7 protein-coding genes are annotated in these 12257 nt (G+C 65.2%); 1 reads left to right on the top strand and 6 read right to left on the bottom strand.

The features are described from left to right. Positions 1-182: 182 nt before the first annotated feature. From ACYVL5_RS09820 to ACYVL5_RS09800, 5 genes are all read right to left on the bottom strand, one after another. Positions 183-3284, bottom strand: a complete 3102-nt coding sequence (locus ACYVL5_RS09820; RefSeq protein WP_460595386.1) for an efflux RND transporter permease subunit — start codon at positions 3282-3284, stop codon at positions 183-185. Between the two features lie 2 nt (positions 3285-3286). Further along, positions 3287-4462: an efflux RND transporter periplasmic adaptor subunit gene (locus ACYVL5_RS09815; protein ID WP_460595385.1), complete on the bottom strand. Its 1176-nt coding sequence runs from the start codon at positions 4460-4462 to the stop codon at positions 3287-3289. A gap of 187 nt (positions 4463-4649) precedes the next feature. After that, positions 4650-6110 (bottom strand): outer membrane factor lipoprotein domain-containing protein, encoded by a 1461-nt coding sequence (locus tag ACYVL5_RS09810; RefSeq protein WP_460595384.1) that lies wholly within the window; start codon positions 6108-6110, stop codon positions 4650-4652. 274 nt (positions 6111-6384) lie between these two features. Continuing rightward, positions 6385-7740, bottom strand: coding sequence for an MATE family efflux transporter (locus tag ACYVL5_RS09805; RefSeq protein ID WP_460595383.1), 1356 nt, complete (start codon positions 7738-7740; stop codon positions 6385-6387). 88 nt (positions 7741-7828) lie between these two features. After that, positions 7829-9262, bottom strand: coding sequence for a hypothetical protein (locus tag ACYVL5_RS09800; RefSeq protein ID WP_460595382.1), 1434 nt, complete (start codon positions 9260-9262; stop codon positions 7829-7831). Between the two features lie 191 nt (positions 9263-9453). Here ACYVL5_RS09800 and ACYVL5_RS09795 point away from each other — a divergent pair, with 191 nt between their 5' ends. After that, positions 9454-10218: a hypothetical protein gene (locus tag ACYVL5_RS09795; protein ID WP_460595381.1), complete on the top strand. Its 765-nt coding sequence runs from the start codon at positions 9454-9456 to the stop codon at positions 10216-10218. Between the two features lie 43 nt (positions 10219-10261). Here the strand turns inward: ACYVL5_RS09795 and ACYVL5_RS09790 are convergent, their stop codons facing one another. After that, entirely contained in the window at positions 10262-12202 is a 1941-nt protein-coding gene (locus ACYVL5_RS09790) for a hybrid sensor histidine kinase/response regulator (RefSeq protein ID WP_460595380.1), read from the bottom strand. Between the last annotated feature and the right edge of the window lie 55 nt (positions 12203-12257).

The raw sequence follows: 12257 nt of genomic DNA, 5'->3' as shown, positions 1-12257 counted from the left end.
CAGGGGGAGAGAAGGGTCCGGCGGAAAGGGAAAAAAAATGCCGCGACAAGGGAGGGTACCTGTCGCGGCAAAGGATATCGGCGAAGGGGGGAAAGCGGGACCTCCCTGCACCGATGTATCCGGCAGTGGGAAGACCATAGGCCCCAATTGCGGAGGAAATGTGGAAAAAATGTGAATATTTGTCAGTCGTGGGCGGCGGCGGTGACTTCTTCGGCGCGCCGACGGTCCTTCGCGTGGTCCTTGGCGATCAGCATGTAGATGGACGGCACGACGAAGAGGGTGAACAGGGTACCGATGAACATCCCCCCCACCAGCACGAGACCGATGGAGTTTCGCGCCGCTGCGCCCGGGCCGGTCACCAGGGTGAGCGGGAAGTGGCCGGCGATGGTGGCGGCGGCAACCATCAGGATCGGCCGCAGACGGGTCATGGCGGCCTGGTGGACGGCGTCCAGCTTGCTCAGCCCCTGGATCTGCAGCTGGTTGGCGAACTCCACGATCAGGATGCCGTTCTTGGAGACGAGCCCGACCAGGGTCACCAGACCCACCTCGGAGTAGATGTTGAGGGTGGTGGTCCATCCCCTGGTCCAGAAATGGACGTTGGGGTCCGGGATCTTCAGGAAGGTGAAGATGAGCGCGCCGAACATGGCCAGCGGGACCGAGCCCGCCAGGATGACGAAGGGGTCGCGGAAGCTGTTGAACTGCGCCGCCAGCACCAGGAAGATCAGCACGATGGCGAGACCGAAGGCGGGGAGGAACTTGTTCCCCTCGGTCCTTAGCTGGCGCGATTCACCCGTGTAGTCGAACAGGTACCCCTGGGGAAGGATCTTGGCCGCCTCGGTCTCCATGAACTTAAGCGCCTCGTCCAAGGGGCGGATGGCGACCCCGCTGATCTTGACCGCGTTCTTTTGCTGGAAACGGTTGAGCGAACGCGGGACCACCGTGTCGCGCCGGGTGGCGATGGTGGAGAGCTTGATGACCGAGTTGTTGGGGCCGCTCACGTAGGCATTTTCGAGCTGGCCGGGGTTCAGCCGGTCGCTCCGCTGGACCTGCGGGATGACCTTGTAGCTGCGGCCGGAGATGTCGAAGCGGTTGACGTAGTCGCCCCCCACCAGCGAGCCCAAATCTCCCGAGATCTGGGAGAGGCTCAGCCCCAAAGACGCCACCTTGTCGCGGTCGATGATGAACTCGGTCTGCGGCTGATCGATCTTCACGTCGATGAGCGGCGGGAAGGCGAACATGCCGCTCGCCGCCGCCTTGGCCTGCAGCTGCTGGGCGAACTGGAGGATCTGCGGAGCCTCGGCGGTCGAGGTGATCAGGAATTCGACGGGGAAGTCGCCGCCGCCGGGAAGTGCCGGCGGGAGAACCGGGAAGATCCGCACCCCCGGGAGCTCCTGCATCTTCTTTTGCACCTCGGGCATGATCTGGTAGATGTTCCGCTTCCGCTCCTGCCACGGCTTTACCACCAGGCCGCTGAAGCCGGAGTTGGGGGAGGTGAGCTGGAAGGTGAACTGCGCCTCCGGGACCCCCATCATGATCTTGTTGACCTCGTTCGCGAAGATGCGGTTCTGGTCAACGGTGGAGTTGGCCGCCGAATCCATGATCCCGAAGATGACCCCCTGGTCCTCGGTGGGGGCGAGCTCCTTGGCGCTCATGGTGAACATCGGGATGCTCAGTACCGAGATGGCCAGCCAGACCGTGTAGACCGCGGGGCGCGCCGCGAGGGTGGTGGAGAGCATGCGGCCGTAGAGCTTTTTAAGCCGTTCGAAATCGCGGGAGATCCGCCCCGCCAGGCCGTGCTCGCCGGCGCCTGGTTTGAGGAGAGTGGCGGACATGACCGGCGACAGGGTGAGCGCCACGATCCCCGAGATGGTGACCGCGCCCGCCAGGGTGAAGGCGAATTCGCGGAAGAGCGAGCCGGTGAGGCCGCCCTGGAGGCCGATCGGGAGGTAGACGGCGGCCAGTGTGATGGTCATGGCGATGATGGGACCGACCAGTTCGCGGGCGCCGACCAGCGCCGCCTCCAGCGGGCTCTTCCCTTCCCGCATGTGACGCTCGACGTTCTCCACCACGACGATGGCGTCGTCGACCACGAGACCGACGGAGAGGACGATGGCCAAAAGGGTGAGGAGGTTGACCGTGAAGCCGAAGGCCTGCATGAGGAATACGCCCCCGATCAGGGAGACCGGAATGGCGACGATCGGGATCAGCACGGAGCGGAAGGATCCAAGGAAGAGGAAGATCACCACCATGACGATCAACAGCGTATCGGAGAGGGTCTTCAGCACCTCGTGGATGGCGTTTTGGATGTAGCTCGTGCCGTCGTAGGCGATGTTCGCCTTGAGCCCGCTGGGGAGGTCGCGCTGGATGTTCTGCATTTCGGCGCGGACCGCCTTGATGACGTCGAGCGAGTTGGCGTTGGGGAGCGCCCAGATCCCCATGAAGACCGCGGTCTGCCCGGAGAAGTGGACCTCGGAGTCGTAGTCCTCGGCCCCCAGCACGACGTCGGCCACGTCGCCGAGGCGAACGATGGTGGCGCCGTTTTGCTTGAGGGCGAGTTTCTTGAATTCATCGACCGTGGTGAGGTTGGTGTCCGCGATCAGGTTGACCTGGATGTAGGTCCCCTTGGAGTGCCCGAGCGCCGAGAGGACGTTGTTGGCGGCCAGGGCTTGGCGGACTTGCGCCGGGGTGACCGAGAGGGCGGCCATCCGGTCGGGCTTCAGCCAGATCCGCATCGCGAAGGTGCGCCCCCCCAGGATGTCGGCCCGCTGCACGCCGGCCACGGCGGAGAGGCGCGGCTGCACCACCCGGACGAGGTAGTCGGTGATCTCGTTTTGCTTGAGGACATCCGAGGTGAAGCTCAGATACGCCGAGGCGAACTGGCTGTCGGCCGACTCGATGTTGATGGTGGGGACTTCCGCCTCCGGAGGGAGGTCGCGGCGCACCTGGTCCACCTTGGAGGAGATCTCCGCGAGCGCCTTGGTGGAGTCGTAGTTGAGCTTCAAGCGGACCGAAATGGTGGAGAGCCCCATGGTGCTCTGGCTGGAGATGTACTCGATGCCGTCGGCGGCGGCGATGACCCGCTCCAGCGGGGTGGTGATGAAGCCGCGCACGAGCTCGGCGCTCGCGCCCACGTAGACGGTGGTGACCGTGATGGTGGCGTTCTCCGAGTGCGGGTACTGGCGCACCTGGAGCGTCTTGATCGCCTGGAGCCCGGCGATGATGATGACCAGGCTCACCACCGCGGCGAGCACCGGCCTGCGTATGAAAAGGTCGGTGATCTTCACGGTCAGTTGTTCTCCGGTTTGGGCGCCTGCTGGAAGGGGGGAGCGAGCCGGTTGTCGATGATGGCGGACTGGCCGTTACGGAGCTTGAAGACCCCGGTGCTGACGATGGTGTCCCCTTCCTTGATCCCGCTGGTGACCGCCACCAGGTCGCCGCGCTTTTCGCCGAGACGCACGAATTGCTGGCTTAACACGAGGCCGGTATCGGCCTGCTTGGGCGGGGCGGCCCCCTTCTGCCCCTTCACGGGAGGGGCCTCCTTCTGCGGCGGGGCCTTGACGATCAGGAAGACCGAGTCCCCGTAGGGGTTGTAGAGGACGGCGGTGGCGGGGATGACCAGCACCTGCTGGCGGGCGGGAAGCCCTACCGCGACGTTCACGAACATTCCCGGGCGCAGCCGCTCGGCGCTGTTCTCCAGGGTGGCCTCCACCTTGACGTTGCGGGTGTCGGCATCGACCAGCGGGTTGATGGCGGTGACCCGGCCGGGGGTGGTGACTCCCGGCAGCGCGTCGCAGGTGACCCGCACCTGCTGGCCCGTGCGGAGGGTACCGACCTGCTGCTGCGGGAGGGCGAAATCGGCGAAGATCGGGTTCATGCTCTGCAGGGTGACGATCGGGTCCCCCTCCCTGAGCATCTGCCCGAGGTTGACCTGGCGGATGCCGAGCCGGCCGGAGAAGGGGGCGCGGACGGTCTTCTTGGCGATGGTGGCGCGGATACTCTCCGCCTGTGCTACGGCCTGGTCGCGGGCGGCCTTGGCCTGGTCGAAGTCGGCCTGGGACATGATGTGCTCGGCCAAAAGCTTCTTGTCGCGCTCAAGGGCGGTGCGGGTCAAGTCCACTTGGGCCAGGGCGCTCTGCAGCTGCGCCTGCTCGGTGGCGGTGTCCTGTCGGATCAGGAGATCGCCCTTGCTGACGTAGGCGCCGGGGTGGAAGGAGATGTCGGTCACCTTCCCGGCGATCTCGCAGGCGACGGTGACACCCTGGACCGCGTTGAGGGTCCCGACGGCGGGGAGGCTCGAGTCCCAGGTCTCCGAACGCACGACCGTGGAGGTAACCGTCTCCGCCGGCATGACGAACTTCTTGCCGTTATCGATCATCGCCTTGATCTGCAAGGCCTTGATCCCCGCCAGCACCGCCACCACCACGATCACCAGGATGACGGCGTATAAAATCCGCTTCTTCATGAGTTACGGCTCCATAGCGTGAAATGCATTACAGTATCGGGGGATGCCCCCCATCCTCACCCTGTCCCTCCCCTTGAAGGGGAGGGAACCAAAATCCCGGCGGCAGCGCCAACGCCCGCGACCTCCAGATTCGGGACGGCGCCCCCAAGCTATCGACCGGCCCTCTCGCCCAAGCTCTCCCTCCCCTTCAAGGGGAGGGTGGGGGTGAGGATGGGGTAGATCTGTTCCACCACCCTCCGCCTAAGGCCTGGAAAAGGGCGGCGGTGTCGGCTAATCGCGCGGCCTGCGCCTGGGCCAGGTTGATCCTCGCCTGCAGGTACTGCCGCTCGGCGTCCAAGAGCAGGATATAGCTGGCGGCCCCGAGATCGTACTGCTTCCGGGTCAGATCGAAGCTCGCCTTGGCCGCCTGCTCGGCGTCGGACTGGGCCCTGAGCGCCTTGGCGTCGAGCTCCAGAGCCCGCAGCACGTCGGCGACGTTCTGGAACGCCTGCAAGACGGTGGCACGGTACTGGGCCGCCGCCTGCTCGTAGGCCGCCTCGGCCGCCCGCTTCCTGGCCCTCAGCTCTCCCCCGTGAAAAAGCGGCTGCACGATCCCGGCACCGATCGACCAGACCGAGCCGCTCGTGAAGAGGTCGGCGAAGGTGGTGCTCTGGGGACCGAAGCTCCCGTTCAGGGTGATCTTGGGGAAAAGGTTCGCTTGCGCCACCCCGACCTGGGCGGAGGCCTGGTGGAGGATCTCCTCGGCGGCCAGGACGTCCGGGCGCTGACGCACCAACTCGGAGGGAAGCGAGAGCGGCAACTCCCGGGGAAGCTGGAGATCGGCCAGATCGAACTCCGGGAGCGCACCCGCCTCGGAGGGAAATTTCCCGGCCAGGACTGCCATCTGGTGACGCGACTGGGCCAGCTCTTTCTCGAGCGGCGGGAGCGAGGTCCTGGTCTGTGCCAGCTGGGCCTGCTGGGCCAAAAGCTCCGGCCTGGTCCCGGCCCCCAGCTCCAGGCGCCGCTCCATGAGACTCACCTCCTCATCCTGGGCGGCGATCATCGCTCCCACCTCCCGGATGCGGGCCTTGAGGGATGCCTGCTGCACCGCGGTGGTGACCAGGTTGGAGCTCAGGGTGAGGTGGGATCCTTCCAGGAGATAGCGCTGGTAGTCGAGCTGGGCCTGGGAGGCCTCCACGGCGCGGCGGGCGCCGCCGGCCAGGTCGAGGTTGTAGGAAACCTGCACCGAGGCGTTGTAAAGGGTGAAGGTGGAGCTTGGAGCGTTGGGCTGCCCGAAGGCGGCGCTGGAAAACTTCTGCCGCTCGACGGAAAAGCTGGCGTCGGCGGTAGGCAACAGCGTCGCGAACTGGGCGCGCCGGTTCTCCTCGGCTTCCCGCAGGGCGGCCTGCGCCGCCGCCAGGTTGGGGCTGTTCTTCACGGCCAGCGTGATCAGGTCGTTAAGGGGCTGGTTACGAAAGAGCATCCACCACTCGGCGGGGATCTCCCGGCCGCTCACGATCTTCTGCTCTTCCCCCAATTGCACAGGGGCGCTGGCGGTCGTGGCGGGAAGCGGTTGTTCGGTAAAGGTGGAAACGGCGGGAGCGGGCGGACGATGGAAATCGGGGCCTACCGTACAGCCGGAAAGAACCAGGACGAGGGCGGCCAGCAAGGTCGCCGCGCCCTTTCTTCCGACCCAGGAAGTCGGTTCTGTCTCTATGAGAGTGAGAGTACTGTCTGAAAGGTATCGTGTGAGGAAGGTTTCTGTCATCGGGCTACCGGTCGGGTTCCTTTCATTCAGTGTCGGCTTCCGCTGACAGCACTTCGGGGAATAAGGGCAAATGATAGCAAAATCTCGGCCAAAGGCAATCTCATTCAGACATCCCTCACCCGGCCTTCGGCCACCCTCTCCCGAAGGGCGAGGGTTTATGTAGTAGCGGGGGGGATCAGGCGGGGCGTTCCTGGCCGGTGCCGTCCAGTAGCACCTGTATTCCGCGCCAGGCGCCGGTGCGGAAGCGGAGCGACCAGATGACCGCGGTGACCAGCACGTAGAAGGTGGCGAGCCCCCACTCGGCTTCCAGGCTCGGGACGAGCCGGCCGATCAACCAGAGGGCGGCGAGGAAGAAGGTGGAGCTGACCAGGAAACTGCGGGCGGTCCAGTGGGTGTCCCCCGCGGAAGCGAGGATGCACCCCAGGATGACGTTGGCGGCGTCGAACAGACAGTAGAAGGCGACGAACTTCATGATCACGGTTCCCGTCTCCACGATGGCTGCACCTTCCGCCCCGCTCCCGGCAAAGAAGGAGAAGAGCGGCGCCGAGAGGGTGGCGAAAACCACTGCCATGCTCGCCATCCACCCCTCGCAGACCACCAGCGACTGCAGGGCGATCTCCGGGACCTCCTCGTCGCGTCCCGCCCCGCGCGCGTGACCCACCAGGATGCCGGCGGCCTGGCCGAGCCCGAGCGCCGGGAAGAAGGCGGCCCCGTTGATCCGGAAGGCGATGCTGGAGGCGGCGAGCTCGGCGGTTCCCAGCCTGCCGACCACGACCAGAAAGAGGGTCCAGGCGACGAGCTCGCCGCTGATGCGAAGCCCCATGGGTGCGGCCAGCGAAAGGAAGTGACGGTACTCCAACCAGTTGAAGGCGCGCGTCTTCACGTCGGAAAAGCCCCCGGCGCGGACGAAGATGAGGGTGTAGAGAAGGGCGGAGACCGACTGGGCGGCGACGGTGGCGATGGCGGCGCCGGTGATCCCCAGGCGCGGACAGACCCATTCCCCAAGCACGAGTCCCCAGGCGAGGAGCGCGTTCACGGCAAAGGAGATGAAGGTGACGGCGGTGACCACCACCGGGCGGCCGATGCCGGAGAGCCATCCCGCCAGCGCGGCACAAAGGACCGGGAAGAAGGAGCCCACCATGCAGATCCAGAAGTAGGCGATCTCGTCCCGGGCCACCTCCGGCTGGTGGCCGGCCAAAAGGAAGAGCTGGGCGACGGGCCAGGCGAGAACCAGGGCGACGACGCCGGAGAGGAGCGCGGTGTGGATGCCGAGCCAGGCCGAGGCGCGGACCCCGTCGGCGTCGGCGCTTCCGTGGTTGTGGGCCACGAAGGTCCCCGCGTAACCGGCGGTACCGAACAAAAAGCCCTGGAAGAGGATGACCGCCATCCCCGCCGGCCCGATGGCCGCCACCGCCTGGCTGGAGTGCCGGGAAAGGACGATGGCGTCGATGATCTGCATGAGGGTAATGGTCGAGGTGGAAAGTATCATCGGGCCTGCCAACTTGAGCAGGCGCGGGACGTGCTTGAACATGGAAACCTTTACGGGGGGTAGCAGAAAGTCGGAACCGTGGCAGAGTACCACTCCAAGAGAAGAGAATCGAGAGAATCTTTTGCGGGGACTACCCCTCGATCTGCAGACGTTCGAAGCGGCGGCGCTGGACGACGGCCAGACGGACGATGATGCGGTCGGACTCGTAGTTGGGGCCGATGCAGACCATGTCGTAGATCCCGCCGAAACGGACGTCCCCCCCTGCCAGCGCCCGCAGCTTCCCGTCGCTTCCCAGCATGTAGCCGTCGAAGTGGGTCCAGATCTCCTGGCTCCCCCACCCGCGGCCTCGGCCGATCCTGGTGTGGAGGTCGGAAGGGATGCAGACCAGCCGGAAGCGGGCGGGATCGAGGCCGAGGAGATCCTTCACGCACTTCCCTCCCCGCTCGGCGAGTACCGCCTCGACCTGCTGGCGGGTCAGCGAGTCGCGCCGTTTCAGGCCGAGCGCCTCCAGAAGCGGCGTCAAGGGCTGGGTGCTTCCCGCCGCCGGTTCCTCGAAGTCCTCGACCAGACCTTCCTCCTCGGCCATGCAGGGGAGGTAGCGGATCCCGCAGGAGTTGACCAGCGGGTGCAGCACGAAGAGCTCCACCCGGCTCCTGAGCGCCTGGGGGACGTCGGCGGGCAGCGGGAGCGAGGAGAGCCGAAGCGCCCTCCCCTGCTCGCTCTCCTCGCCGGTGAAGGTCGGGCTCCAGATGTGCGGAAGGAGCTTTATGTACTGCTGGGTGTGGGATTCGACGTGGAAACGGGCGAGCCCGAGCTCCTTGGCCCGCCTGAGCACCCGGTCGGGGAAGTCGTAGAGGTAGGCCTGGCTGCGGACCGAGCCGGCTTCGCTTATGCCGGCGGCGGCGCCGGTGCTGTTCCCGGCCCCGGAGAGCGAGCCGGCCAGCTCGGTAAGCTTGTCGAAATTCCCCTTCTCGAGGGCCTCGTGAGCCTCCTGGCGAAGAAGCTCCGGCGAGGCGGCGGCCCTGAAGACCGCAGCCGGCCTTATCACCGCCGTCGAGCTCTCCTCGGCGAAGGCAAGCCGCCTCTCGAAGTAAAAATCCTTGCGCTCGGGATCGCTCCTCGCCAGCGTTTCGAGCTCCGCCATTCCCCGCTCACGCAGGGCAGGGAGCTCCTTCAGGGCCCTCCCCGCCAGGGCCGCCATCCCCTGCGAAAAGGGGTCGAGGGGAAACCAGTTTTCCCGGTAGACGCTCTTCGCCAGGTTCAAAAGCGGGGCGTCCATCTCCACCGCCTGCTTCATGGTCTGCAGGTCCCGGCTCATCTCCTGCACCGCACCCCAGTTCCCCTGCATCATGGCGTTCTCGATCCGGTTGGGGAGGAGGTTTAGCTCGCTCTCCATCCGCAGCAGTCCACGATACCTTTCCGGGGTCATCTCCCGGGAAAGGAGCTCACGGGCCCGGTCCAGGTAGAGATCGCGGAAAAGGGTGTCGACCTCTCCCAACGACAAAAGGGTTGCGATCACGCTCCCCGGGTCACTTCCATTGGCCGCCACCTCGTTCATCTCCATGCCCCCCTCCCCTGCCGGATACGAGGAAAACTATACCACCTCTTTCGGCGTCCACCCGGCCTCGCCCTTTTGCCCGCCTCTCCTATTGAACGGGCGATTTAGTACTGGACAGCATCCGATGGTAATGGGCATTTTACTTAAGCCCGGAAAGGTTTTTGCCGAAACGTATATCCAAAAAGGAGACAGACTCAGTGAGATCATCCCTTAAAGATAACAGTCCGGTTCAGCAGCTTCCGCTGGAAATGAAGGTGGCGCTCGACCGTTGTGAACGGATCGAAACTACCTGTGCCGAAATCTACCGCGTCTTTGCCCACATGCACGCAGAATATCCAAAGCTGCAGGCGCTTTGGTTCAGTACCGCCGAGGACGAGGTACAGCACGCCTCCCAGTTCAATCTCCTCTCCCGGATGAAGGCCGACAGCATCACCGGGATCACCGTCGAGGTAGGTGATGCCGAATCCGTGCTGGGCGACCTGGAACTCCTCCTCGCCAGGATCAGGAAGGAGTTCGTCCCGCCGGACCTCGCCCTCCAGATGGCGGTCAGGGTCGAGAAGCACCTGACGAAGTTTCACTCCACCTCGGTGGTTTTGTGCAGGGACGAAGCGCTCCAGCGGCTTTTGAAGGCGATGATGTCAGAGAACGACCATCACGTCGAAAGGCTGGAGCGGGCGCTCAAGGAGATGCAGGCGAGCAAGGATGCGTTCAACACCGTGCTCAGAAAGGTGACAGCGCTCTTCGAGGAGATCGGCGAGGCGAGGCTCTCGGGGGTCCAGACCCTCAAGGTGGCCATCAAGTTCGAGTCGCTGCTGGCGCGTTACCGCCGGGGGATCCTCCAGGCAGGCGGCAATCAGGAACTGGTGCCGGTACTGAAGAGGCTGATCGAGAACAACGAGGGCGAGGTGGGTATGATCGAAGAGGCGCTGGAGGAGCTGCTGGCCTCCCATCCCCAGCCGTAGGAGGACGAGAGGCCTCGGGGCCCCCGCTAGCGCCTCGCCGGACTCAGACGATCTCCTGGATGACCTTCTTCAGGTCCGAGAGCTTGTACGGTTTCTGGATGAAACCGGCGAGCCCCTTGCCGACGAATTTCTGGGTGACGTCCTGCTCGTTGTAGCCGCTGGACATGATCACCTTCACCCGCGGGTCGAGCGCCTTCAGTTCGCGGAAGCAGCGCTCGCCGTCCATGTGCGGCATGGTCAGGTCGAGGACCACGAGCGAGACGTCGCCGGCCAGGCGGAAGCGGTCCAGCGCCTCGCGGCCGTCGCAGGCGACCACCACCTCGAAGCCGAGCTCCCGCAGCATCTTCCCGCCGGTCGCCCGCACGGTCTCCTCGTCGTCCACGAGGAGCACCGTCCCGCTCCCCCGCCACCCGTCCTCTTCCGGGCTCTCGGTAGAGAGCGCCGCCGGCTGGTCGCTGGCCGGGAAGAGGAGCTTGAAGGTAGTCCCCTTCCCCAGCTCGCTGTAGACCCTGATGGAGCCCTTGTGCCCGCGCACGATCCCCTGCACGGCGGCCATGCCGAGCCCGCGGCCGGTGAACTTGGTGGTGAAGAAGGGGTCGAAGACCTTGGCCTTGGTCGCCTCGTCCATCCCGCAGCCGGTGTCGCAGACCTCCAAAAAGACGTAGCTCCCCTCGGCGATCCCCTCGTCCACCCAGTTGTGCTTCAGGTAGTCCCGGTCGCACTCCATGAAGCCGGTGTTGATGGCGACCACCCCGCTCCGCTCACCGATGGCCTCGGAGGCGTTGATGATCAGGTTCATGATGACCTGGCGAATCTGGGTGGCGTCGGCCTCCATGGTGGGGAGGTTGGCGCCGGGGTTGAAGCGGAGCACCGCCATCTTGGAGATGGAGACCTTCAGCATGTGGAGCATCTCGTCGACCAGCCGGTTGAGATCGATGCTCTCCACCACGAACTTCCCCTTCCCCGAGTAGGCGAGCATCTGCCGGGCGAGGTCGGCGGCCCGGCCGGCGGAGCGGTTGATCTCCTCCAGGTTGTCGCAGACCGGCGACTCCTTGGGGACCTTCCTGAGCGCCAGGTCCGCGTTGCCGATGATGGCCATCAGGATGTTGTTGAAGTCGTGGGCGATCCCCCCCGCCAGCACCCCCAGGCTCTCCAGCTTCTGGGCCTGCATGAGCTGCTTCTCCAGCTGGATGTTGGCCAACTGCTCGGCCTCGGCGCGCTTTCTGTCGGTGATGTCCCGCACGATGGAGCAGTAGTACTCCTGCCCCTCGTAGCAGATGTAGTTGCCGGAGATCTCCACGTCGACGAGCCTCCCGTCGCCGGTGAGGTGCTGGGCCTCGCGCCGCAGGGAACCCTCGGCCTTGAGCTCATCCCAGAAACCAGGCCAGCTCTCCAGGGGGAGGTCGGGGTTGAGATCGGCCACCGTCATCTGCAGCACCTTCTCGATGGGGTATCCCAGGAACTCCGAGGCCGCCTGGTTGGCGTGCAGTATCCGGCCGTCGGAGGCGAACCAGTAGACCGGGGTGAAGACCCGCTCCAGCGAGAAGGTCGCCATCTGGAGCTTGGCGTTGGTGGCCGAGAGCTCCTCGTTGAGGGCCTTGACCTCCTCCATGGTGGCTAGGATGCTCGGGAAGGAGATCGCCTGGGGGATGCGGGGGATGAAGGCGATGGCGGTGGCCGCCGAGATGCCGGCGGTGAGCGCCTTGAAGCCCCCCTCGATCCAGTAGTCGGGGCGGTAGATGGTGTAGGCACCCATCAGGTGGGTGGTCCCGCAGGAAAGGATGAAGGCGGCGAACATCAGGAAGATGCCGTAGAAGGGAAGGTCCCGGCGCCGGTAGGCGAAGTAGAACATGGCGAGCGGGATCGAGTAGTAGGCGATACCGGTGACGATGTCGGAACCGACGTGCAGGGCGAGGAGCCCCGGCTCCCAGTTCAGGCAGTAGCCGTGCTCCATGTAGTTACCGGTCATATGGCCGGAATGCATCCAAAACCTCCTTGAGGGGCGACCTTTTCTCTGGCGCTGCCGGAGCGACTGCTGC

The organism is Geomonas sp. Red276 (assembly GCF_054784495.1).
This window is presented reverse-complemented; position numbering and strand designations above follow the sequence as displayed.

Bases quoted from the DNA above. Each gene is read 5' to 3' on its own strand.
- ACYVL5_RS09815 (WP_460595385.1), bottom strand. From the start codon at position 4,462: ATGAAGAAGCGGATTTTATACGCCGTCATCCTGGTGATCGTGGTGGTG.
- ACYVL5_RS09805 (WP_460595383.1), bottom strand. From the start codon at position 7,740: ATGTTCAAGCACGTCCCGCGCCTGCTCAAGTTGGCAGGCCCGATGATA.
- ACYVL5_RS09800 (WP_460595382.1), bottom strand. From the start codon at position 9,262: ATGGAGATGAACGAGGTGGCGGCCAATGGAAGTGACCCGGGGAGCGTG.
- ACYVL5_RS09790 (WP_460595380.1), bottom strand. From the start codon at position 12,202: ATGCATTCCGGCCATATGACCGGTAACTACATGGAGCACGGCTACTGC.